The organism is Streptomyces sp. CBMA29 (genome assembly GCF_014596445.1).
Classification (GTDB): Bacteria; Actinomycetota; Actinomycetes; order Streptomycetales; family Streptomycetaceae; genus Actinacidiphila.
Map to the genome: position 1 here is coordinate 21,550 of NZ_MECL01000171.1, position 21,435 is coordinate 42,984.

Sequence of the window (21,435 nt, forward strand, 5' to 3'; positions counted from 1 at the left end):
CCTGGCGGCTCCCGTTATGACTCGCGCCATCGCACTGCACGAAGTTTCCAAGTACTACCCGAAGCAGCCGTCGCCTGCTGTGGACCGGTTCTCGCTCGACATCGCGCCCGGAGAGTTCCTGGTGCTGCTCGGCCCGTCCGGCTGCGGCAAGTCCACGGTCCTGCGCATGATCGCGGGTCTGGAGGACATCACCACCGGCGAGCTGCTGCTCGACGGGGAGTACTCCAACGACCTCGCACCCGGCGACCGCCGGATGGCGATGGTGTTCCAGAACTTCGCGCTGTACCCCAGCATGACCAGCCGGGAGAACATCGGGTTCCCGCTGCGCTTCGAGATGCCCGGTGAGGAGCACGGGCCGCGGGTCGACGAGACCGCCCGCATCCTCGGCATCGAGGAGATCCTGGACCGCTACCCCGGGCAGCTCTCCGGCGGCGAGCGGCAGCGGGTCGCGATGGGCCGGGCGATCTCCCGGCACCCCTCGGTCTTCCTCATGGACGAGCCGCTGTCCAACCTCGACGCGAAGCTGCGCGCGCATCTGCGCGCCGAGATCGCCCGGCTGACCCACGGCATGGGCGTCACGACGGTGTACGTGACCCACGACCAGGCCGAGGCCATGTCGCTCGGCGACCGCGTCGCGATCATGCGCAGCGGCGTCCTCCAGCAGATCAGCACTCCGCGTGAGGCGTATCACCTGCCGGAGAACGTGTTCGTCGCCGCTTTCGTCGGCACGCCCCGGATCAACCTCCTCCAGGCGACGGTCCTGGCCCCGCTCGGCGGCGGCATGTGGATCGACTTCGGCCGCCAGCGGCTCGGCATGCCGGAACCGCTCAGCCTCGACCACCAGATGCTCCGCATCCAGCAGGGGCGCCGCATCATCGTCGGGCTGCGCTCGGAGGCCGTACGCATCGCGCAGCCGAGTCAGGCGCACGCGGGCGAGGTCGTGCTGAGCGGGATCGTCGAGCACGTGGAGTACCAGGGCCACGAGTCTCTGGTGCACCTCAACACCGGGTCGCGGCCCGCCGTCGTCCCCGAACTGGAGGCCCCGCGGCCCGCGCAGGCGCCGTCCCGCTCGGGCGCCCGGCGCGCGGCGAACGGCTCGGGCACCAGCCTCGGCAAGCTCGCGCAGAAGGCCGCCCGGCGCATCCAGGCGTCGGTGCCGGCCCGGGACGGCGGCTCCAACGGCGGTGGCGGCGTCCCGCCGCGGCCCAGCCACGCGCCCGGCCGCGCTCCGGTGACGGTGATGGACCGCCCCCTGGGCGCGCCCGAGACCCAGACCGGCGACCTCGTGGTCCGCACCGGCCCCGACATCCGCGTCCGCCGCGGCGACCGCGTGCCCCTGCTGGTGGACATCGCCCACCTGTACGTCTTCGACCACGAGGGCCAGCGCATCTGCCCCGCCCCGGTCCAGGCCCCCCGCCTGGAATAGCCGCATCGGCGTATTCGCGGGTGCGGGGCGGGGAGGTGCGGGGCAGGCTGCCGGTATGGGTATCGAAGAGTACGGCGGCGGCCAGCAGCAGGGCGCCGAGATCATTGTCGTCACGACGAACGACGTGCCCGGCTTCCGGGTCGAGCAGGTCATCGGTGAGGTCTTCGGCCTCACCGTCCGCTCGCGGCACCTGGGCAGTCAGATCGGCGCCGGGCTGAAGTCCATGGTCGGCGGCGAGCTCAAGGGCCTGACCAAGACCCTGGTCCAGACCCGCAACCAGGCCATGGAACGCCTCGTCGAACAAGCCAAGGCGCGCGGCGCCAACGCCGTCCTGATGATGCGCTTCGACGTCACCGACGCCGCCGACCTCGGCACCGAGGTCTGCGCCTACGGCACCGCCGTGGTCCTCACCCGCGAATAGCCGGCAACCCGGTCCCCCACCAAACCGTCGAACACCGACGCCCCCAAACCCACCCACCCCCCTCCGCCACCCCCACCGGACAGGCGGACGCCGACGGCCTCACCCCCACCCACCCCCCTTCCGCCCACCCCCACGGGCAGGCGGACGCCGACGGCCTCACCCCCACCCACCCCCTCCCGCCCACCCCCACGGGCAGGCGGACGCCGACGGACCGGGAGGGGACGGGCCGGGGTGCCCCCGCAGAAATGCGTCGACAAGAAGTTGACGCATGCGCAAGGCGCGGTGGACGCATTTCGAGGAGGTACCCCGGCCCGGCACCGACCAGGCACAAGCGGCACCCGCAGACGAAGAAAACACCCGCACGGGTGGGCGGGCGGGCGAGAAAGATCGAGCAGCCAGGTGCAGGCTGGGGGCGTCGGAAAAGACGCCCGCCCACGCAGGACCGGGCTCGCCACGGAAGGCTGACATGTCACTGCACAAAGGCACGGACTCCGCCCGCAACATCGCCGTCAACCCCTTCTTCGGCGAGGCGGACCCGGTCAACGGCCGATTGACGGCTCCGCCCACGCACAAACTGGCGGACGGCCCCATGCCGCCGCACACCGCGTACCAGATCGTGCACGACGAGCTGATGCTGGACGGCAATTCGCGCCTGAATCTGGCGACGTTCGTCACGACGTGGATGGAGCCGCAGGCCGGTGTGCTGATGGCGGAGTGCGCCGACAAGAACATGATCGACAAGGACGAGTACCCGCGCACGGCGGAGCTGGAGCGCCGCTGCGTGGCGATCCTCGCCGACCTGTGGAACGCGCCGGACCCCGGCTCCGTCGTCGGCTGTTCGACCACCGGCTCGTCCGAGGCGTGCATGCTCGCGGGGATGGCGCTCAAGCGCCGCTGGATGAAGCGCACGCCCGGCTACCCGGCGACCGCGCGGCCCAATCTGGTGATGGGCGCGAACGTGCAGGTCTGCTGGGAGAAGTTCTGCGCGTTCTGGGAGGTCGAGGCGCGGCTGGCGCCGATGGAGGGCGACCGGCTGCACCTGGACGCGGAGTCGGCGCTCGCGCTGTGCGACGAGAACACCATCGGTGTGGTGGCCGTGCTGGGCTCGACCTTCGACGGGTCGTACGAGCCGGTCGCGGAGATCTGCGCGGCGCTGGACGCGTACGAGGAGCGGACCGGTACGCACATCCCGGTGCACGTCGACGGCGCGTCCGGCGCCATGATCGCGCCGTTCCTCGACGAGGACCTGGTGTGGGACTTCCGGCTGCCGCGGGTGGCGTCGATCAACACCTCGGGCCACAAGTACGGTCTGGTGTACCCGGGCGTGGGCTGGGCCCTGTGGCGGGACGCCGAGGCGCTGCCGGAGGAGCTGGTCTTCCGGGTGAACTACCTCGGCGGTGACATGCCGACCTTCGCGCTGAACTTCTCGCGGCCGGGCGCGCAGGTCGTGGCGCAGTACTACTCCTTCCTGCGGCTGGGCTGGGACGGCTACCGCGCGGTGCAGCAGGCCAGCCGGGACGTGGCGATGTCGCTGGCGGCGCGGATCGCGGAGCTGGAGGACTTCACGCTGGTCAGCGCGGGTGACCAGTTGCCGGTCTTCGCCTTCACCACCGCGCCGGGGGTGGAGAACTTCGACGTCTTCGACGTGTCGCGGCGGCTGCGCGAACGCGGCTGGCTGGTCCCGGCGTACACCTATCCGGCCGACCGCACGGATCTCGCGGTGCTGCGCATCGTGTGCCGCAACGGTTTCTCCGAGGACCTGGCGGACCTGCTGATGGACGACCTGGGCCGCCTGCTGCCGGAGCTGCGCCACCAGCCGCGCCCGCTGAACCGCCCGGAGAACGTGGCGACCGCCTTCCACCACTAGAGCGTGTCCGGCGGATCATGGGCGGACAGGCCCTGGGCCGGGCACGAGCACCTGCCCGTTGGCCTCACCGCTGGCTGAGGCTCACCGCCAGCACCGCGCGGTCGTCGGCGACGGGCGCGCCGCCGGTCCAGGTGACCAGGTCCCGCAGCAGGACGTCGACGGCCTGCTGCGGGCCGGTCACCGGGCCGAGGCCGGAGAGCCGGACCTCGGGGTCGTAGAAGACGCCTTCGCGGTCGCGGGTCTCGGTCACGCCGTCGGTGACCAGCAGCAGCGTGGCGCCCGGCGGGAAGGCCACCTCGTCGGGCACCGTGCGCACACCGCCGAGGTCGCTCATGCCGAACGGCACGTCGGGGGCGGCGGCTTCGAGGGTACGTACGGTGCCGCCGTCGAGCAGGTACGGCGGCGGGTGGCCGCGGTTGAGCAGCCGCAGGGTGTCGCACACCTCGTCGGGGTCGTCGGGGTTGTGGACGAACTCGGCCAGCAGCCCGGTGGTGAAGCCCTCCAGGTACTCCTCTCCGCCGCCGTCCCGCCGCTCCCGGTCCCGGTCCAGCGCCCGGTCCAGGCGCCGCGCGAGGCCCGGCAGGTCGGGTTCCTCGTCGGCGGCCTCGCGGAAGGCGCCGAGCAGCACCGCGACGCTGGCGACCGCGCCCATCCCCTTGCCGCGCACGTCGCCGATCAGCAGCCGTACGCCGTAGCGGGTCTGCTCGGCCGCGTACACGTCACCGCCGATCCGCGCCCCGCTCTGCGCGGCCTCGTACCGGGCGGCGATGGCGAGCGGGCCGATCCGGGGGGGGCGGGTCGGGCAGCAGGGCGCGCTGGGCCGACTCGGCGACGTCCCTCACGGTGGCGAGCCGCCTCCCCGAACGGGTCAGCGCCTGGTTGACGGCGAGGCCGATGACGCCGGAGAGCACCACATTGATGATCTCCGCGGTGCCGGCGCCCTGCCGGATGATGCCGCTGTGGATGGTCAGCGCGAGGACGCCCGCCAGCGAGACCAGGCAGGTGAGGATCGCGATCCGGGCGGACTGGATCGCACCGGCCAGTACGCAGGCACCGGCCAGCATGGTGTCGCCGGTGTACGGGTTGGGCGTGACGAGGTCGAAGACGACTCCGCCGACGATCATGACGGCCGGGACCCAGCGCACCAACGCGTTGGGCCAAGGGGTCGTCATCCGCACTTCGTCCACTTGAGGATGATATGCCCGATTCGGGGTGAGAGGGGCGCCCCGGAAGAGCCGTCCGGGACGGAACGGGACGGGCGCGTCCCGCGGTGATGCGCGGCGGGCCCGTCTGCGGCACGGTGGAGGGACCTCCGAAGGAAAGGTCCGTCATGGCCGAGCACACCTATCGGGTCACCGAGATCGTCGGCACCTCGCACGAAGGCGTGGACGCCGCCGTCCGCAACGGCGTCAAGCGGGCCGCGCAAACGCTGCGCGGCCTCGACTGGTTCCAGATCACCGAGGTCCGCGGGCACATCGTGGACGGTGAGGTCGAGCACTACCAGGTGGGGCTGAAGGTGGGCTTCCGCCTGGACGACACGGACGGCTCCGCCGGATAGCGCCCCGTCAGGGGCGCGGGGAACTGCGCGGCCAGCCACGTCCGGGCTTGCGGCCCAAGAACAACAGCGTCTGCCCCGCTGGGCCGGTTTCTTTACCCGCGCCACGGACGTGGCTGGTCGCGCAGTTCCCCGCGCCCCTTAAAAGATCGGCGTGCCGCCCGGGGCGGTGGGGTCCGCGAGGGCACGTCACCCACCCGTCAGGATGACGAGCCGCTGGGTGGCGCGCGTCATGGCCACGTAGCGGTCGACGGCGCCCTCGATGCCGTCGCCGTAGGACTGCGGGTCGATGAGGACGACGAGGTCGAATTCGAGGCCCTTGGCCAGCTCGGGGGTGAGTGAGCGGACGCGGGGCGAGCCCCGGAAGGAGCCGGCGGAGCCCGCGGCGGCGATGACGCATGCCACGCCCTCGTCGTGCTCGGAGAGCCAGCCGTCGAGGACGGCGTCCAGGTCGGCGAGCGGGCCGTGGGTGACGGGGACGCCGGTGGCGCGGATCGAGGTGGGCACGTTGGCGTCCGGGAGGGCGGCCCGGATGACCGGCTCGGCTTCCGCCATGACCTCCTCGGGCGTGCGGTAGTTGACGCTCAGCGAGGCCAGGGTGATCCGGTCGAGGCCGACGCGCTCCAGGCGTTCCCGCCACGACTCGGTGAAGCCGTGCCGGGCCTGGGCACGGTCGCCGACGATCGTGAAGCTGCGGGACGGGCAGCGCAGCAGCAGCATCTGCCACTGCGCGTCGGTCAGCTCCTGCGCCTCGTCCACCACGACGTGCGCGAAGGGTCCCGCGAGCCGGTCGGGGTCGGCGGCGGGCAGCGCGTCCTCGTCGATCAGGCTGTCCTGGAGGTCCTTGCCGCGCAGCATCCGTACCGCGCCCTCGCTCTCGTCACCGGCGGAGGAGAAGTCGGCCGCCGTGAGGATGTCGTCGATGACGTGGGACATCCGCTCGCGCTCCGCGGCCACGGCGGCGTCGTGCCGCCGCTTGCGCCGCGCCGCCTCCGGGTCGCCGAGCCGCTGCCGCGCCGCGTCCAGCAGCGGCAGGTCGGCGACCGTCCAGGCCCGCGGGGCGTCCTCGCGCTGGAGCGCGCGCACCTCGTCGGCGTCGAGCCAGGGCGCGCACAGGCGCAGGTAGGCGGGGACGGTCCACAGATCGGAGACGAGGTCGGTGGGTTCGAGCAGCGGCCACGCGCGGTGCAGCGCGGTGACCAGCTCCCGGTCCTGGCGCAGCGAGCGCAGAAACCGCTCCGCCGAGACACCGCCCTCCTCCTCGTCGTCCCCGTCCGCGCCCATGCCCTGCTTGTCCCTGAGGATCGCGGCCAGTTCCTCCCAGACCTGCTCGCGGGCCTCGTTGTGCGGGGTGCCGGGGCCGGGGGCGCGGAACGCCTCCGCCCAGTCGGCGGCGCTCACCCGTACCTCCGACCAGGCCGTCGAGACGGTCAGGGCCTCGGTGGGCGGCTCCTCGTAGAACCTGACGGCCTTCTCGATCGCCCGCACCATGTCGGCCGTGGACTTCAGCCGGGCCACCTCCGGGTCGGCCTCGGGCGCCGCGTCGGCGCCCTCGGCGACCAGGTCGCGCAGGGTGCAGGTCCGCACGCCCTCCTCGCCGAGGCTGGGCAGCACGTCGGCGACGTATCCCAGGTACGGCTCGTGCGGGCCGACGAAGAGCACACCGCCGCGGCGGTGGCCCAGGCGCGGGTCGGAGTAGAGCAGGTACGCCGAGCGGTGCAGCGCGACGACGGTCTTGCCCGTACCGGGGCCGCCGTCGACCACGAGGGCGCCGCGCGAGCCCGCGCGGATGACGGCGTCCTGGTCGGCCTGGATGGTGCCGAGCACGTCGCGCATCCGGGCCGAGCGATTGGCGCCGAGGCTGGCGATGAAGGCGGACTGGTCGTCCAGGGCCGCGCGGTGCCTGAGCCCGTCGGCGGTGACCTCCAGGCCGTCCGCGGTGAAGACCTCGTCCCAGTAGTCGCTGATCCGGCCGCCGGTCCAGCGGTAGCGGCGGCGGCTCGCCAGGCCCATCGGCCGGGCGTGCGTCGCGGCGAAGAAGGGCTCGGCGGCCGGGGCGCGCCAGTCGAGCAGCAGCCTGCGGCCGGTGCTGTCGGTCAGGCCGAGGCGGCCGATGTACGTAGCTCCCGCGCCGTCCGCGCTGTCCGCGCCGTCCGCTTCGACGATGTGCCCGAGGCACAGGTCGAGGCCGAAGCGGCGCAGCGCGCGCAGACGGGCGGTGAGCCGGTGCACCTCCTGGTCGCGGTCCATCGCGGCCCGGCCGATGCCGCCGGGCGCCCTGCGGACGTCGTCCAGGCGGGCGGAGATCTCCGCGACGGTCCGCTCCAGGCTCTCCGCGATGGCGGCGAAGTGCTTTTCGTCGGCGGCGATCAGGGCCGGGTCGGCTTTGGCGGAAAGGCGGTCGGGAAGGTCGAAGGCGCGGCGGCTCCCGCCGCTGGTTCCAGGGGTGGCCTTACTGGTCGTACGCACTGCGTGAATCTCCCGTTTCCCCAGGTGGTGGGCTTCGGTGAGCGATTGTGCGGCACGAGGGGGGCCTTGCCGCAAGGCCCCCTGTGCGCTATAAGTTGAGAGTGGAAAGGAGCGGGCGGCTTCTTTCCTTTTTTGTTTTCTCCCCGGGCACCCCGTTCGGCGTATCACCGGTCGCCGTATCCGACAGAGCGTCAGATCCTTTTGTCATTAAGGCGGGTCATAGCCGGATTCGGCCCCCGCCGTGGACGCTGACGCATTCTCGGGAGCCCGCATGAGCCAGGAGACGCCCACCCCGCCGTCGCCCCCGCCGGGGTACACACCCCCGCCGCCCACCCCCCGGGAGTCCGCGTGGGCCGCCGGGGGCACCGTCTTCGCCGGGATGATGCTGGTGTTCGGCGGCGCGCTGGCGATCCTGGAGGGGATCGTCGGCATCAGGAAGAACTCGGTGTACGTCTCCACGCGGGACTACGTCTACCAGTTCGACGTCACGTCCTGGGGCTGGATCCACCTGGCGCTCGGCGTGGTCGCCGTCCTCGTCGGCTTCGGCCTGCTGGCCGGTTCCGCCTGGGCGCGCTGGGGCGGCATCCTGATCGCCGGGCTCAACCTGGTGGCGAATTTCATGTTCCTGCCGTACCAGCCGGTCTGGGCCGTGGTCATGATCGCCATCGACATCTTCATCATCTGGGCGCTGGCCACGTACGAACCGGCCCACCACGGCAGCGGGCGGCACGGCGCCCCGACGAGCGCCGGGGGGCGGCTGTGACGTACACGAGTCCCACGCTGGAACAGCTCCGCCGCTGCACGGTCGCCGTCGACATCGGCGCCGCCCGTACCCGCGTCTACGTCCGCAACGTCGGCGTCGTCGCCGACGAGCCGAGCGTGGCCGCGGTCGACGTGCGCACCGGCGCCCTGATCGCGGTCGGCGAGCGCGCCGAGCAGATGGCCGGGCGCACCCCCGGGCACATCCGGGTGGCCAGGCCGGTCGCGGGCGGCGCGGTCGTCGACATCGAGATGGCGCGGCGCATGCTCAAGCACGTGCTCGGCGACAAGCTCGGCAGGCGGTGGCGGCGGATGCCGGTGCTGCGCGCCGCGGTGTGCATGCCGCACGGCAGCGAGCCGATCGCGCGGCGCGCGGCCATCGAGACGCTGTACGGGCTCGGCGCGCGCAAGGTCGAGCTGGTGGACACGCTGATCGCCGCGGCGGTCGGCTGCGGGCTGCCCGTCGAACACCCCGAGGCCACGATGATCGTGGTGTGCGGCGCCGGTACGACGCAGGTCGCCGTCCTGTCGCTGGGGTCCATCGTGGCCGCGGAGACGGTGCCGGTCGGCGGTGACGCCATCGACCGCGCCGTCGTCCAGCACCTGCGCAACCACCACGAGCTGATGCTGCCCAGCCAGTCGGTACGGCCGCTGCACCAGATGCTCGGCTCCCCCGGCACCGGCGGGACCGTCACCACCGAGGTCCACGGCCGCGACGTCGTCAGCGGCCTCGCCCGCTCCGTCCTCGTCGAGACCGAGGGCGTGCGCCACGCGATGCGCACCCCGCTCACCTCCGTGCTCGACGCCATCACCACCGTGCTGCGCGCCTGCCCGCCCGACCTGGTCGCCGACCTCGCCGACCGGGGCATCATGCTGGCCGGCGGCAGCGCCCTCATGCCCGGCCTCGACCTCATGCTCGGCCAGGCCACCGGCATGCCCGTCCACATCGCCCCCCGCCCCGACACGGTCGCCGTCCAGGGCCTCGGCGCCATGATCGAGGGCCGCGTCCGCCCCATGGTCCTGGACCCCCTGACGGTCTAGGCCGCGCGCGAGGGCACCCTCTGCTCCGGGGTGCCCTCCCCCACGGGGGGTGCCCTCTCCGGAGGCGCCGGGGGTCAGCGCGCGGTCCGGTACGCCAGACCCCGTACGAGGGTGTCCCGCACGCTCGCCCTCAGATGCCGGGTCCAGGGCGGGTCGGTCTCGCCGCGCATCGTGCTCCAGCAGGCGAGGGCGTAGCCGTACTCCCCCGGGCTCAGGTATCCCATCCGCTGCCAGGGCTCGTCCCTGCGGCCGGTGAGCATCCGGTCGGTGAGATCGCCGACCGGCAGCACCGAGTACCCGGCCGCCTTCACGTAGTCGTCCGCGGCGTTGGCCGTCAGGACGCCCATGCCGAGGTGGACGGTCACCAGGTCGGTGAGCCGTTCCTCCTCGGCGTGGGAGATGCCCAGCGCGACCGTGCGCCGCTCGCCGACCAGCCGGGCGTGCGCCAGCTCGTGGGCGACGAGCCCCGCGAACGCGTCGGGCCGCGCGGCCACACCACGGTCGAGTTCGATCACCGCCCGGCCGAGCACCTTGCGGTACTCACCAACCGTGTGCCGCCCGCCCGGGGCCTGCTCCGGGGAGTCCACCAGCAGCACACGGATACCGGAGACGTCCGCGCCCATCACCGCACCGATCCGTCGCACCAGCGGCTCGACCCGCTCCCGCGTACCGGTGAAGTCCGCGGGGACGAAGCCCGGGAGCGCGATCTCACGGCGCGGCGTCGCGGGCCCGAACTCCTCGGCACACCACCGCAGCCACCGCTCGGTCCAGGCCCGCTGTTTCTCCGGTACGGGACACGCTCCCGGTGCGTCGGCCCGCAGCCAAGGCTTCGGCCCTGTCGTCCTCGACCCGCCCGGCGCCGGGTCCCTCCCCCGCAGCCAGTCCGCCACCCCGTCCGGCACCCACCCGCTCATGCCACCCCCCGGTGATCCCGCCCGCCCTCTCACCCCAAGACGCCCCCCGCCCCCCGGCCAGTTGCACCGGCCGGCCCGTCAGCGGTCAGCGGCGGACCGTCTCCGCGTAACCCCGCACGCGGGGCCGGGTCAGAAGCGGGCGCGGTCGGCCGCTGCCTCGCCGTGGCGCCAGCCCTCGGCGTCGCGGCCCTTGAGGCGCGAGGTGGTGGTGGAGGGGAACATGCGGCGGGTCGCGTCGCGTACGTCGACCTCGCGGGCGGCGAGGACGGGCAGCAGGTCGGCGGACGGGGTGGCGGTCTCGGCCTGGGCGTCGCGGGTGGCGGCGGCCAGCCGTTCGCGGACGCGGCCCGCGTAACCGATCAGGAAGGACTCCCGGAAGTCACGCGAGCGCGAGGTGCCGCCGCGCAGGGCGTGGTCGGCCTGGACGAGCAGCGAGGTGTAGAGGAGTTCGACGGCCTCCAGGTCGGTCGCGAAACCGACCACAGTCGAGAAGCCGAAGTCGGCCGCCCACACCGCCTGGCAGCGGTTCGCCGCCGCGACGGCGTCCAGCAGCAGGGCCTTCGCGCCCTCGTAGGGGCGGTCCACCCCGATCCGGCACGCGCCGGGGCCGTCGCCGGGTACGCCACCGGACACGGCGACCAGCGCCTCGTCGATGCTGTGCCTGGCCATCAGGTGCTGGGCCTTCGCCGACAGCGCCTCGGCCTCCTCGGGGAAGCCGGTGGACTCGGCCTTCGCCAGCAGCGCGCGGATGCGGGCGAGCATCTTGGAGTGCGGGCCGCCGGCCGGGGGCGCCGACGCGGGGCCCGGCGTCAAGGGGGTGATGCGGGGCAGCCGCCCGTAGAGGCAGAGCAGTTCCACGAGAGCCGTCGCCGTACTGAATCTGTCGAGCCGCTCGGTCCGGGCGAAGGCGGCCAGAAAGGGCTGGCCGCCGTCGCCCACCGCCCGCGCCAACCGCTCGTGCCGCGCGTCGAGTTCCCGCCCCGCCATCCGTACGAGGTCCCGCGGCTCCCACCCGCGCGCCCCGCACTCGCGCACCACCCGCCCGGCCAGCGTCCCGGCCGCGCTCTCCCACCGCTCACCGGCGGCGGCCAGCACCGACGCCGCCGCGTCCACGGCCGCCTCGTCCCCGGCCGCCTCGCCCGCGCCGGACGCCACCGCCTCCGCATACGCCCGCTCGAACTCGTCCACGGACCTATCGTCGCCGACGCGGCCGGGCGCCGCTTCGCCAGCCCTCCCCGGGCTGCCGGTTCACGGGCTGGGCCGTGATCCTTCTCATGAGCGCCGAGGCGGCAGAAACTGTTGCGGTCATGCCAACAGGCCCCTAGGTTTACGCGCGTTGACACAGCCTGCGCGCAGAGGAGTTGACGTTCTCCCACCGCCGAACGTCGATGACCGCACCGCGGCGACCGCACCGCGGCGACCCGGCCCGAGCGCGCCACAGCGTGTCCCCCCATCCCCCACCCCCCCCCACACGCAACACCCACACCCCTGGGAGCATCATGTCCGCATCCACCCTCGCGCGCGCGGCCGGGCTGCTGGCCGCCGCCGTGACCCTGCTCGCGCTGCCGGGCACCGCCTCGGCGTCGAGCCCCGCCGCCGACGGCCGCGGCACCCCGACCCGTATGACGCACCCGGATCAGGACCACGCCGGATCAGGACTTGCGCATCTGAGCACGGGAACGATGTCGGCGTCCGCGCAGGCGGCCGTCAGTACGGGTCCGGCCGGTCTTGACGTCAGCGGCTACCAGGGCAACGTCGACTGGGCGTCCGTCAAGAGCAAGGGCGCCGCCTTCGCCTACGTCAAGGCCACCGAAGGCACCACGTACACGAGCCCGAACTTCTCCCAGCAGTACACCGGCTCCTCCAACGCCGGGCTGATCCGCGGCGCCTACCACTTCGCGCTGCCGAACAATTCGAGCGGTACGGCACAGGCCGACTGGTTCGTCGGCCACGGAGGCGGCTGGAGCGCCGACGGCAAGACGCTGCCGCCCGCGCTGGACATCGAGTACAACCCGTACGGGGCCACCTGCTACGGGCTGAGCCAAAGCGCGATGGTGAGCTGGATCCGGGACTTCAGCAACGAGGTGCGCACCAAGACCGGGCGCTACCCGACGATCTACACCACCACCGACTGGTGGACCTCGTGCACCGGCAACAACAGCGGCTTCGGCGCCACCAATCCGCTGTGGGTGGCCCGTTACACCAGCAGCCCCGGCGCGCTGCCGGCCGGCTGGTCGGCCCAGACGATCTGGCAGTACGCCGACTCCGGCACCTTCCCCGGTGACCAGGACACCTTCAACGGTTCCCTCGCCGACCTCCAGAACTTCGCCAAGGGCAGCGGCTACAACCCGCCGCCGACCACGAGTTGGCCGACCGTCCAGCAGGGCGCGAGCGGCGAGCGCGTCAAGACGGTCCAGTACCTGCTCAACGCGCACGGCTCGTCGCTGGCCGTCGACGGCTCCTTCGGCGCCGGTACGAACACCGCCGTCCGCTCCTTCCAGTCCGCCCACGGCCTCACCGCCGACGGCGTCGTCGGCCCCAACACCTGGCAGGCCCTGATCGTCACCGTGCAGCAGGGCTCGTCGGGCGCCGCGGTCCAGGCCGTCCAGAGCCAGCTCAACGCCCACGGCTCGTCCCTGGCCGTCGACGGCTCCTTCGGCGCCGGCACGAACACCGCCGTCCGCTCCTTCCAGTCCGCCCACAGCCTCTCCGCGGACGGCGTCGTCGGCCCCAACACCTGGCAGGCCCTAGTCTCCTGACCCGAACCTCCCGCAAGCACCCGGCACCCCGATCCGCGCTTTTCTGCGACCGGGGTGCCGCGCTCACTCTCTACCGCCCGCCGAACTCGCCGTCCGCGACGCCCCGCACGAACGCACCGAACTCACCCGGCGTGAAGAGCAAGGCCGGACCGGTCGGGTTCTTACTGTCGCGCATCGCGACCCGGCGGTCGCCAAGGAGGGCGACCTCTACGCACTGACCGTTGTTCTGCGAACGGCTGGACTTACGCCACACCACGCCCGTCAGCTCTGAACTCATCATTGCTGTAGCTCCCTTGCCACTTGGGTGACCTGAAGCACAACAGCGCCCGACCCACTTGGACGTCAGACGCTGTTGATGCCGTGCGGCACGCGTGCTACCGCCACTACTCGCCGAACTCGCCGTCCATAACGCCCCGCACGAACGCACCGAACTCACCCGGCGCGAACACCAGCGCCGGACCGGCCGGGTTCTTACTGTCGCGCATGGCGACAGCCTCACCGACGAACGCTATCTCGACGCACTCGCCTTGGCCGTTGCTGTAGCTCGACTTGAACCACGTCGCCGTGGTCAGATCGCCGTCGCTCACTTGGACCACTCCTTTTACGGCATGCGCGCCGCTACTCGCCGAATTCGCCGTCTGCGATGCCCTGCACGAACGCACCGAACTCACCCGGCGCGAACACCAGCGCCGGACCGGTCGGGTTCTTGCTGTCGCGCATCGCGACCCGGCGGTCGCCCAGGAAGGCGACCTCTACACACTGACCGTTGTTCTGCGAACGGCTGGACTTACGCCACACCACGCCCGTCAGCTCTGAACTCTTCACTGCCGTAACCCCCTTACTGGTAGGCCAGTTGCCCTGAAGCACAACAGCGCCCGGCCCACTTGGACGTCGGACGCTGTTGATGCCATGCGGCACGCGTGCTGCCGCCACTACTCGCCGAACTCGCCGTCCATGACGCCCCGCACGAACGCACCGAACTCACCCGGCGCGAACACCAGCGCCGGACCGGTCGGGTTCTTACTGTCGCGCATCGCGACCGCCTCACCGACGAACGCTATCTCGACACACTCGCCGGTGCCGTTGCTATAGCTCGACTTGAACCACGTCGCCGTGGTCAGATCGCCGTTACTCACTTGCGCCACTCCCTAACAGCGTCAGCGATGAACTTCTTACTTGCGGCCTCGCTTAGCGAGGTGCGCTGGATGTGGTTGAACGCCTGCTCGTACCGTTCCACTTCGTGCGGCTTCTCGAGGTAAAGGGCTCCGACATGCCCTTCGATGTAGATGGTGGTCGGCTCGGTCGGCATCCCAGTGCCGTTGATCGGGAACTCCAGCATGATGAAGGGACCGGAAGTGACGCCGTGATGCATGCCGAGCGCAAACGGCATCACCCGCACCGCCAGGTTGGGCAGTTCGCCCACCTCAAGCAGGTGGGCCAGTTGGTCAGCCATGATCTGCTCGCTGCCGATCGGCCGCCGGATCACCGCTTCGTTCAGCACCACCCCCAGACCGGGCGGGTCGGTCACCCGGGTGAGGAGTGCCTGCCGCTCGATGCGGAGTTGAACTCGTCGCTCGATATCCTGCTCGGTCAGTTCCGGGTGGTCTGTCTGAATCAGCGTCCGGGCGTAGTCATCGGTCTGAAGAAGCCCTGGCACCAACTCTGAGTGGTAGATGGACAGTGCGGTAGCCGACTCTTCCAAGCTGATGTACACGTCGAGCCACGCCGGGATGACGTCGCCGTAACTGTGCCACCACCCCTTGGCCTTCGTCTCCTTGGCGAGCGCCATGAGCGCGGCCGTGAGGTCGTCGCCCGCTCCGTAGACACGGCCCATGGTCTCAACGTCGTGGCTACGAAGCGATGTCTGGCCCGTCTCAATCCGCCAGATCTTCGCCTCCGACCACTCCAAGGCTTCCGCCGCCACCTTGACCGTCATTCGCGCCTTGCCGCGCAATTCCCTCAGGTAGCGCCCCAGTTGACGCCGGGGCACGGTTGACCCGCCCATTCCGTCCGCCATCCACCCTCCCTCATTTTGATGGTGCGCGTTCCCTCGATATGCAAGCACCTGTGCCGTGGCATCGCAATGGTGGCCACCCGCAGGGGTGATCGCAAGCTGAAGCCTTGCACATTGAGAGACCCCGGTGTTTGGCTCGTACTACGCCGGGTTGGTGGCACGGGCCTTCAGCCGCATGCCGATCACCCCCGGTTTCCAGCACCAGGGAAGGCGGCTTCGCCATGCAACCACTCGCTCCCCCTGCCCGAGACGTAAAGGGCAGGCCGCCCATCTACGGCTACATGCGGGCGTACGACAGCACGCCGGAGGACGAGGTCATGAGGGACGAGCTGCGGCTCTTCCGGTGGGCGCAGGTGGAGGGTTACGACCTGGCGGCCGTCTACCAGGAGTTAGAGGAAGGCAGCATCGCCGTGCTGACCGAGCTGGTCGAAGAGCTGAAGCGCAACGGCGACCGCATGGTGGTCGTGCCGTCCGTCGAGCACTTCGGTGACAGCTCTCTGCTCCAGGAGCACCTGTGGGCGTACGTCGTGCACACCGCCAACGCCGAGGTGTTCGAGGCGGTGGGTCCGCGATGACTACGCCGCCAACGCCACCCGCGCCGCGAGGCCAACGCGTCGCCCGCGCCACGCTGAAGGCGGCGTTCGGGTCGGTCGGGCTGGCGCGGGAGTTCGTCCGGAAGACGCTGGGGGACTGGCAGGTCGCGGATCAGATCGACATCGCCGAGCTGGTGGTCTCGGAGCTGGCGACCAACGCGGTCAAGAGCGCCGACGCCATGGCCAGGGACATTGGAGTACAACTCCGTTCCGTGGAGCGCGCGTTGTACATCGAGGTGTGGGACGGGGGCGACGGGACGCCCGGCATTCCGGAGCAGACCCTCGACGCCGAGGGCGGACGCGGCCTCTTTCTCGTGGCGTCGCTGAGCACGCGGTGGGGCGTCCACCGCCCCGCGGTCGGCGGCAAGATCGTCTGGTCCGAACTGACGCTCACGGAACCGGCGCAGCCGCCGTTCCTCGTCGAGGACGAGCTGCCGGTACGTGATCCGGGCAGGCGGCAGACCACGGTCGGCTCCGGGCCGGAGCCCGTGCACATCGCGCTCACGCAGCGCGCCGAAGACGGCTTCCGACCGATGAGGCGGGAGTGTGGTCAAGGGCCCGGTAGCCAAGTGGCCCACTGTCCACGAAACCCAGGGCTTGCCACTGGATCTGGACTGCGCCTGGAAGTCCCAGAGCCCCCAATCCCTCCATGGAGCGGGTCAGTCGGCGTACAGCGCCCGTACCCGAATCAAGTCCGGGTCGGCCACGCCGTACGTGCCCTCTGCGGCAGTGAGATTCTCGCGTAGAAGCTGCTGCGCCTCGGAGTGTTCGCCGGCTGCGGCGAGGCGTTCGGCGAGAAGGATGCGGGCCTTCGTCGTGAGGGGGTGCTCGAGTCCGAGGAGGCGTTCGCGGCCCGCTACGGCTTCGCGCATCATGATTACCGCTTCCTCGTAGCGCTCGCCCAGCATCAGGGCCCAACTGAGGACCAGCTTGGCGGAGTAAACCAGTGGGTGGTCTGCGCCATGAAGGCGGACGCGGGCCTCCACGGCCCGGCACGCTGCGGCCTCGGCTTCTTCAGGAGTGGCAGTGTGGAGCAGGCCCAAGGCGTAATTACTGTAAGCGATGACGGTTACGGGGTGTTCGTGGCCAAGGGTGCGCTCGCAACTGGCCACAGTGTCGGGGCCTTCGCGTGCGAAGGCGTCGGTGTGGCCTGTTTCGGCGAGGAATTCCAGATTCAGGGCGCGGCTCTTCAGGGTGTCGACGTGGTCGTCGCCCAGGACTCGGCGCTGGCCGTCAATAGCGCCGCTGAGGCACCTCAGGCTTTCGTCGTGCCGACCCAGGAGGAAGAGCGGCAGGCTCAGCAGCGCGGCCGTGCGCAAGGTGTCGGGGTGTTCACCGCCCAGGACCGCCGTACGCTCGTGGTGGACGCTGCGCAGGAGCTGTTCGGCTTCGGAAAGTCTGCCCAGTCGGCGGAGTGAATCACCCTGCTGATGACGGGCGGTGAGGGTGTCGGGGTGCGCCGCCCCCTGGAGGCGTTGGGAGGTGTCGCCTGCGAGGGTCGCGAGGGCGATCGCGGCGGCGTAGTCGCCTGTTTCATGGACGCATTGGGCGACCTGCACGGCAGTGCCGACAGCCGGGGAGACGGTGATCTCATCGACGTGTCGCAGTAGCGCGGTGATGTGCGGAGTGATGAGCCTGAGTTGCTCAACATCGGTGGGCGCGGCGTCCTGCGTCGGGGCGACCGCTCGCAGCATGGTGGTGGCGACGCGTAGGTAGCCGGGACGCAGCGCCGCTGGGATGCCGCCGTGCACGCTTTCCAGCAGGAGGCCGTGCACTTGGATGCAGCGAACCTCACCGGAGCCCCCGTACAAGGATGCCAGGGAGTGATCCAGCAGACCTCGTAGCGCTGATTCCAACTGAGCTGCTTGTAAAGGGGGTTCGAGCGATTCCAGGTCGGCTGTGCTGACGGCACCGCGGGCGAAGACCGTCAACGGCAGGGGATCCGCGGCGAAACAGGACAGGAGTCTCAGCAACGTGGTGGCCTCGGGCACACCTTGAGCAGTGAGGTTGTCGAGAGTGAGCTGCCAGGTTCGGGAAACCAGATGCCGGGAGTCCCGAGTCTGTGCGCCTTGGTCGATCAGGCCGGCGGCGTCGTCTTGTAGGCGATCGTGGTAGTCGCTCATCGTCCACGACTCCAGGAGTTGGTGGGCCAGATAGGAACCGGCGAGGCTCAACGCCAGCGGAAGGCAGCCCAGCCGACGGGCTACGGACTTCGCATCCTGGAGGCTTCCCGCGTCCGGGGCGAGATCGCACAAGACCTGCGCGGCGTCGTCCAACGGCAGGACATCGAGCCGGTGCAGCCTGGCGTCGCGCCACAGCGCGGCGGTGGAGCGGCGGGAGGTGACCAGGACTGTTCCGGCCGCGCTCGCACGCAGCCAACCGCCTTCCTCCAGGAGACCGGGCTCGTCGGCGTTGTCGATGACCAGCAGCCAGGGTCGGGAGGAGCGGTCCAAGTAGTGCCACGCCAAGTCGGCAGCGGCGCGCTGGCCGAGCTGGGCGGCGGCCACCTCCCCCGGAGCCGCACCACGGTCGGCGGCGACAGCGAGCATCGCCGCGCGTAGCGTCGTTCGGTCCGAGGCGCTCACCCATAGCGCCACTCGGTCCTGGTTCAGGGCCTCCTGAAAGGCCCAGTGTGCAAGCGTGGTCTTTCCGCAGCCGCCCATGCCATGGACGACGTGGATGCCGTGGCCCTCGCCGATCGCCGCAGTGAGTGCGGCACGCAGGCCCGATCGATTGCGGAGGACCTTCGGGGCCCCTTCGGCCAGGGCGACACGTACGGAATCCGGCCCCGGCCAGCGGCCACCTGTGGTGGGCTGTGGGTAGTGGTGATGATGCTCGGTAATCAGCTGATCGCGGGCCGCCTGGTAGACGCGGCCCTGGTCGGACGCCTGGCCTTCGACGGAGGTGCTGGACGCCGGGAAGTCGTCCGAGCCTGCCGGGTTCACGCCTCGGTGATGTGCTGATCGCGGGCCGCCTGATACACCCGGCCGTGTCCGGTCGCGGTCGCCCTCATCCGAACCCCCGGGACATCGGCCGGAACCTGCGGGCTGACATCCTCCAGCAAGAGCCGCAGTTGATCGGCCACGGCAGGGTCGGCGGCCAGCAGCCTGCGGAGCCGTCCCTGCCATTCAGCGCGCAGCTCGTCTTCGGATTGGTCGTCGTGGGCGGCACGGGCCGCAATCAGGTCCGCTCGCGTTGCCTCCAGTTCGGCGTCGACGGCATCCGCGCGATCGGGGTGGACCCGCCGCCACATGGCGACAAGTCCCTCGCGGGTGCGCTGCCAGGCATCGCTAGCCATCAGCGTGACCACCGTGGTTCCCGCCGTGCCGGCCAGCGCAGCGATCTCCGGATCCATCCAACCCTCCACTGCGACGTGACTCCGCTGCACCCAGTCCACCAGTTCGCGATGTCCTGGACCGGGCGCCTGGCGATATTGGCTCACAATCGCCCTATTGACTACCTTGCGTGCCGCGGCCCGGTCGGGTTGTGTGGTGAAGCTCGCCATCACCCCAAGGCGGAGGCAGTTGTGGCCGACATGAACTTCGAGACCGCCCTGTGGCGCAAGAGCAACAACAGCGGTGACACAGGATGCGTTGAAGTCGCGCTGAACACCCCCTCGATCGGCGTCCGCGACACCAAGCAACGCGGCACCGGGCCCATACTCTCCTTCAGCCGCTCGGCATGGACTTCCTTTCTGGACGGTGTGCGCGGGGGCGATTTCGAGGCCGAGGAGAGCACGACCTGAGCGCGAGCCCGCAGGACCGTGCGACCAGCGTAGCGGATTCACCCGTGACCACAGTCGGCCGGGTCGGTCCGCTGCTTGCCTCCACCGGAATCTCCGTCACCGGTGACGGTGCCTTCATGGCCGCAGCCCCGCTGTTGGCGGCTTCCCTCACCCGTAACCCGCTGGCGATTTCTACGGTCACGGCCGCCTTCTACCTCCCCTGGCTGCTCGTCGGCCTGCCCGCCGGGGCACTCGCCGACCGCTGGCCGCGCCGGACCGTCATGATCACGGCCGACCTTCTGCGCGCCGTGGTCCTGGGTGCTCTCGCCGTGGTCGTGGTGAGTGGTCACGCCAGGCTGCCGCTGCTCGCCGCGACGATCCTGATCGTCGGTGTCGCGCAGTGTTTCTTCGACGCCTCCTCACAAGCCGTCATCCCGCTTCTGGTCGGCCGCAACAAGGAATCACTCACCAAAGTGAACGGGCGCTACTGGGCCATCGACACCGTCGGGCGTTCGTTGGCCGGACCGCCACTCGGCTCCGGCGCCTTCGCGCTCAGCGCCGCCGTGCCCTTCGCGGCCGATGCCGCTTCCTTCGTGTGTTCGGCCGCTTGCATCACCCGCCTACCGAAGATGGCCCCCAGCACGCAGCAGACCGCGTCGCTCATCACGGCGATCCGTGCCGGACTCCACCACTTGCGCACGACCCCCGACTTGCGCACGCTCGCGGCGAGCATGGCTGCGTACAACTTCGCCTACAACCTCTCCATGGCGACGTTCGTGCTGTACGCGACCAGCAACCTGCATGTCGCGACGGCCGGTTACGGACTCCTGCTCGCGGTCGCGGCCCTCGGCGGAATCGCCGCGGGCTGGCGTGCCGCCCCACTGACCCGCCCGCTCAGCTACCGGCAGATGATGGCCATCGCCAGCGCGTTGCAAGCCCTCGCCTGGAGCGGCATCGCCGCCGTCCCCAACGCCTTCGCCGCAGGAGGCTTCCTCGCGATACTGGGCGCCGCCTCCACCCTCACCAGCGTCGCGGCGGGCTCCGCACGGCAGGCGCTCACACCCGACGATCTCCTCGGACGGGTGGTTTCCGCATTCCGCCTCTTCGGCGTCGGAGCCGCGGGGCTGGGCGCCCTGACAGGCGGCCTCGTCGCCCGCGAAGCTGGCCTGCGCGCACCGATGTGGGGCGCCGCCGTACTGCTGTTGGTAGCTGCGATGGGGCTGCGGCCATGGCGACCGCCCAACTGACCGGACCGAAGTGCACACTTCATTAATCCGGTGAGCGGTGACCGGTTCGCGCCCGCTCACTCATCCCCTTCGTCCTCGTCCCACTCACCCTCCTCGTCACCGTCGAGTCCAAGCGCCGCGTACTCGGGGTGGGCCTCGAAGCGACCGGCTATCTCTCGGATGTCAGCCTCGGCTTGCCACCAGGCGTCGGGGTCCAGGGCACGGAGAGCGTGCACGCCGCTCTCCAGGCGCTCGCGAGCGTGGGCATCTTCCTGGCCGCCTTCAGCGCGGACCTCGTCAAGCCGCTCACAGCAGAACTCGTAGATGTCCGGGAGGCTCTGGTAGGGGAACACGCCTCGTGCCTCGCGTCCGGGTACGCGCTGTCGGTGGCGTGCGGCGTAGGTGCTCGACCGGCTCCGGCACCAACTCCGGCCCCCGCCAACGCCGTTCCCCGGCGGGGCGCGGTCAGCGCTCGCCCTGGGCGACCTCGATCGAGCCGTGGAGGTCGTGGGCGGCCTGGAAGGCGCTGGCGGCGGAGAGGGCGAGGCAGGAGGCGAGGACGAGGGCTATGGCGCGGGGGGCGCGGGCGCGCAGGTGGGGGGTGGTCGGGGGGTGGGCCAGGAGGGCGGCGACGCGGCGCGGTACGGGCCCGGTGGCGGCGGGGAGG

24 protein-coding genes and 1 pseudogene are annotated in these 21,435 nt (G+C 71.0%); 11 read left to right on the forward strand and 14 right to left on the reverse strand.

What is annotated here, in order from left to right:
• Window positions 1-16 precede the first annotated feature (16 nt).
• The 3 genes from BGM09_RS22480 (at window position 17) to BGM09_RS22490 (ending at window position 3,714) form a co-directional block, all read left to right on the forward strand.
• Entirely contained in the window at window positions 17-1,426 is a 1,410-nt protein-coding gene (locus BGM09_RS22480) for an ABC transporter ATP-binding protein (RefSeq protein ID WP_188283476.1), read from the forward strand.
• A 55-nt stretch (window positions 1,427-1,481) separates the two neighbouring features.
• The gene (locus BGM09_RS22485; protein ID WP_188283477.1) at window positions 1,482-1,847 is read left to right on the forward strand and encodes a YbjQ family protein; all 366 of its coding nucleotides are present in this window, start codon (window positions 1,482-1,484) and stop codon (window positions 1,845-1,847) included.
• A 466-nt stretch (window positions 1,848-2,313) separates the two neighbouring features.
• Window positions 2,314-3,714: a glutamate decarboxylase gene (locus BGM09_RS22490; protein WP_188283478.1), complete on the forward strand. Its 1,401-nt coding sequence runs from the start codon at window positions 2,314-2,316 to the stop codon at window positions 3,712-3,714.
• Between the two features lie 64 nt (window positions 3,715-3,778).
• Here BGM09_RS22490 and BGM09_RS37930 read toward each other — a convergent pair whose 3' ends face one another.
• Entirely contained in the window at window positions 3,779-4,432 is a 654-nt protein-coding gene (locus tag BGM09_RS37930; RefSeq protein WP_317452838.1) for a PP2C family protein-serine/threonine phosphatase, read from the reverse strand.
• A 1-nt stretch (window position 4,433) separates the two neighbouring features.
• Complete coding sequence (locus BGM09_RS37935; RefSeq protein ID WP_223187430.1) at window positions 4,434-4,901, reverse strand: hypothetical protein; 468 nt, start codon at window positions 4,899-4,901, stop codon at window positions 4,434-4,436.
• A gap of 143 nt (window positions 4,902-5,044) precedes the next feature.
• On the opposite strand from BGM09_RS37935, the gene BGM09_RS22500 reads away from it, so the two are divergent.
• On the forward strand, window positions 5,045-5,272 hold the full coding sequence (locus BGM09_RS22500) for a dodecin (protein ID WP_188283479.1): 228 nt from the start codon (window positions 5,045-5,047) through the stop codon (window positions 5,270-5,272).
• 186 nt (window positions 5,273-5,458) lie between these two features.
• On the opposite strand, the gene helR is transcribed toward BGM09_RS22500, so the two are convergent.
• Window positions 5,459-7,738 (reverse strand): RNA polymerase recycling motor ATPase HelR, encoded by a 2,280-nt coding sequence (gene helR / locus BGM09_RS22505; RefSeq protein WP_188283480.1) that lies wholly within the window; start codon window positions 7,736-7,738, stop codon window positions 5,459-5,461.
• 271 nt (window positions 7,739-8,009) lie between these two features.
• Here helR and BGM09_RS22510 point away from each other — a divergent pair, with 271 nt between their 5' ends.
• Both BGM09_RS22510 and BGM09_RS22515 read left to right on the forward strand, forming a co-directional pair.
• On the forward strand, window positions 8,010-8,501 hold the full coding sequence (locus BGM09_RS22510) for a hypothetical protein (protein WP_188283481.1): 492 nt from the start codon (window positions 8,010-8,012) through the stop codon (window positions 8,499-8,501).
• On the forward strand, window positions 8,498-9,538 hold the full coding sequence (locus tag BGM09_RS22515; protein WP_188283482.1) for a rod shape-determining protein: 1,041 nt from the start codon (window positions 8,498-8,500) through the stop codon (window positions 9,536-9,538). Before BGM09_RS22510 ends, BGM09_RS22515 begins: the two co-directional genes overlap by 4 nt.
• Window positions 9,539-9,612: 74 nt before the next feature.
• Here the strand turns inward: BGM09_RS22515 and BGM09_RS22520 are convergent, their stop codons facing one another.
• Both BGM09_RS22520 and BGM09_RS22525 read right to left on the reverse strand, forming a co-directional pair.
• The gene (locus BGM09_RS22520; protein WP_188283483.1) at window positions 9,613-10,452 is read right to left on the reverse strand and encodes a hypothetical protein; all 840 of its coding nucleotides are present in this window, start codon (window positions 10,450-10,452) and stop codon (window positions 9,613-9,615) included.
• A gap of 129 nt (window positions 10,453-10,581) precedes the next feature.
• Window positions 10,582-11,640 (reverse strand): DUF2786 domain-containing protein, encoded by a 1,059-nt coding sequence (locus BGM09_RS22525; protein ID WP_188283484.1) that lies wholly within the window; start codon window positions 11,638-11,640, stop codon window positions 10,582-10,584.
• 311 nt (window positions 11,641-11,951) lie between these two features.
• Here BGM09_RS22525 and BGM09_RS22530 point away from each other — a divergent pair, with 311 nt between their 5' ends.
• The gene (locus BGM09_RS22530; protein ID WP_188283485.1) at window positions 11,952-13,211 is read left to right on the forward strand and encodes a GH25 family lysozyme; all 1,260 of its coding nucleotides are present in this window, start codon (window positions 11,952-11,954) and stop codon (window positions 13,209-13,211) included.
• A gap of 70 nt (window positions 13,212-13,281) precedes the next feature.
• On the opposite strand, the gene BGM09_RS22535 is transcribed toward BGM09_RS22530, so the two are convergent.
• The 5 genes from BGM09_RS22535 to BGM09_RS22555 form a co-directional block, all read right to left on the reverse strand.
• Window positions 13,282-13,488: a DUF397 domain-containing protein gene (locus BGM09_RS22535; RefSeq protein ID WP_188283486.1), complete on the reverse strand. Its 207-nt coding sequence runs from the start codon at window positions 13,486-13,488 to the stop codon at window positions 13,282-13,284.
• 106 nt (window positions 13,489-13,594) lie between these two features.
• Window positions 13,595-13,798, reverse strand: coding sequence for a DUF397 domain-containing protein (locus BGM09_RS22540; protein ID WP_188283487.1), 204 nt, complete (start codon window positions 13,796-13,798; stop codon window positions 13,595-13,597).
• A gap of 31 nt (window positions 13,799-13,829) precedes the next feature.
• Window positions 13,830-14,036, reverse strand: coding sequence for a DUF397 domain-containing protein (locus BGM09_RS22545; RefSeq protein WP_188283488.1), 207 nt, complete (start codon window positions 14,034-14,036; stop codon window positions 13,830-13,832).
• Window positions 14,037-14,143: 107 nt separating this feature from the next.
• A complete protein-coding gene (locus BGM09_RS22550) occupies window positions 14,144-14,347 on the reverse strand; it encodes a DUF397 domain-containing protein (RefSeq protein WP_188283489.1) in 204 nt (67 codons plus the stop codon).
• Window positions 14,344-15,228, reverse strand: a complete 885-nt coding sequence (locus tag BGM09_RS22555; protein ID WP_188283490.1) for a helix-turn-helix domain-containing protein — start codon at window positions 15,226-15,228, stop codon at window positions 14,344-14,346. Before BGM09_RS22555 ends, BGM09_RS22550 begins: the two co-directional genes overlap by 4 nt.
• Before the next feature lie 218 nt (window positions 15,229-15,446).
• On the opposite strand from BGM09_RS22555, the gene BGM09_RS22560 reads away from it, so the two are divergent.
• Together BGM09_RS22560 and BGM09_RS22565 are read left to right on the forward strand one after the other, a co-directional pair.
• Window positions 15,447-15,800 (forward strand): hypothetical protein, encoded by a 354-nt coding sequence (locus BGM09_RS22560; protein WP_188283491.1) that lies wholly within the window; start codon window positions 15,447-15,449, stop codon window positions 15,798-15,800.
• The gene (locus BGM09_RS22565) at window positions 15,797-16,564 is read left to right on the forward strand and encodes an ATP-binding protein (protein ID WP_188283492.1); all 768 of its coding nucleotides are present in this window, start codon (window positions 15,797-15,799) and stop codon (window positions 16,562-16,564) included. The genes BGM09_RS22560 and BGM09_RS22565 overlap by 4 nt, the downstream gene beginning before the upstream one ends.
• Here the strand turns inward: BGM09_RS22565 and BGM09_RS22570 are convergent.
• Together BGM09_RS22570 and BGM09_RS22575 are read right to left on the reverse strand one after the other, a co-directional pair.
• The gene (locus BGM09_RS22570; protein WP_188283493.1) at window positions 16,478-18,763 is read right to left on the reverse strand and encodes a tetratricopeptide repeat protein; all 2,286 of its coding nucleotides are present in this window, start codon (window positions 18,761-18,763) and stop codon (window positions 16,478-16,480) included. The genes BGM09_RS22565 and BGM09_RS22570 overlap by 87 nt on opposite strands.
• Entirely contained in the window at window positions 18,760-19,173 is a 414-nt protein-coding gene (locus BGM09_RS22575; RefSeq protein WP_188283494.1) for a hypothetical protein, read from the reverse strand. Before BGM09_RS22575 ends, BGM09_RS22570 begins: the two co-directional genes overlap by 4 nt.
• Before the next feature lie 180 nt (window positions 19,174-19,353).
• On the opposite strand from BGM09_RS22575, the gene BGM09_RS22580 reads away from it, so the two are divergent.
• Window positions 19,354-19,563: a DUF397 domain-containing protein gene (locus BGM09_RS22580; RefSeq protein WP_188283500.1), complete on the forward strand. Its 210-nt coding sequence runs from the start codon at window positions 19,354-19,356 to the stop codon at window positions 19,561-19,563.
• 44 nt (window positions 19,564-19,607) lie between these two features.
• Window positions 19,608-20,789, forward strand: coding sequence for an MFS transporter (locus BGM09_RS22585; RefSeq protein ID WP_188283495.1), 1,182 nt, complete (start codon window positions 19,608-19,610; stop codon window positions 20,787-20,789).
• Window positions 20,790-20,845: 56 nt separating this feature from the next.
• On the opposite strand, the gene BGM09_RS22590 is transcribed toward BGM09_RS22585, so the two are convergent.
• Both BGM09_RS22590 and BGM09_RS22595 read right to left on the reverse strand, forming a co-directional pair.
• The gene (locus tag BGM09_RS22590; protein ID WP_188283496.1) at window positions 20,846-21,121 is read right to left on the reverse strand and encodes a hypothetical protein; all 276 of its coding nucleotides are present in this window, start codon (window positions 21,119-21,121) and stop codon (window positions 20,846-20,848) included.
• Window positions 21,122-21,233: 112 nt separating this feature from the next.
• Window positions 21,234-21,435: pseudogene (locus tag BGM09_RS22595) on the reverse strand (M56 family peptidase); the annotation flags it as partial.

What these genes read in the sequence shown, in the direction of transcription:
- BGM09_RS22480 (WP_188283476.1), top strand. Translation starts at nt 17, where the DNA reads ATGACTCGCGCCATCGCACTGCACGAAGTTTCCAAGTACTACCCGAAG.
- BGM09_RS22580 (WP_188283500.1), top strand. Translation starts at nt 19,354, where the DNA reads ATGAACTTCGAGACCGCCCTGTGGCGCAAGAGCAACAACAGCGGTGAC.
- BGM09_RS22560 (WP_188283491.1), top strand. Translation starts at nt 15,447, where the DNA reads ATGCAACCACTCGCTCCCCCTGCCCGAGACGTAAAGGGCAGGCCGCCC.
- BGM09_RS22565 (WP_188283492.1), top strand. Translation starts at nt 15,797, where the DNA reads ATGACTACGCCGCCAACGCCACCCGCGCCGCGAGGCCAACGCGTCGCC.
- BGM09_RS22500 (WP_188283479.1), top strand. Translation starts at nt 5,045, where the DNA reads ATGGCCGAGCACACCTATCGGGTCACCGAGATCGTCGGCACCTCGCAC.
- BGM09_RS22575 (WP_188283494.1), bottom strand. Translation starts at nt 19,173, where the DNA reads ATGGATCCGGAGATCGCTGCGCTGGCCGGCACGGCGGGAACCACGGTG.
- BGM09_RS22520 (WP_188283483.1), bottom strand. Translation starts at nt 10,452, where the DNA reads ATGAGCGGGTGGGTGCCGGACGGGGTGGCGGACTGGCTGCGGGGGAGG.
- BGM09_RS22510 (WP_188283481.1), top strand. Translation starts at nt 8,010, where the DNA reads ATGAGCCAGGAGACGCCCACCCCGCCGTCGCCCCCGCCGGGGTACACA.
- BGM09_RS22535 (WP_188283486.1), bottom strand. Translation starts at nt 13,488, where the DNA reads ATGAGTTCAGAGCTGACGGGCGTGGTGTGGCGTAAGTCCAGCCGTTCG.
- BGM09_RS22530 (WP_188283485.1), top strand. Translation starts at nt 11,952, where the DNA reads ATGTCCGCATCCACCCTCGCGCGCGCGGCCGGGCTGCTGGCCGCCGCC.
- BGM09_RS22555 (WP_188283490.1), bottom strand. Translation starts at nt 15,228, where the DNA reads ATGGCGGACGGAATGGGCGGGTCAACCGTGCCCCGGCGTCAACTGGGG.
- BGM09_RS22485 (WP_188283477.1), top strand. Translation starts at nt 1,482, where the DNA reads ATGGGTATCGAAGAGTACGGCGGCGGCCAGCAGCAGGGCGCCGAGATC.
- BGM09_RS22490 (WP_188283478.1), top strand. Translation starts at nt 2,314, where the DNA reads ATGTCACTGCACAAAGGCACGGACTCCGCCCGCAACATCGCCGTCAAC.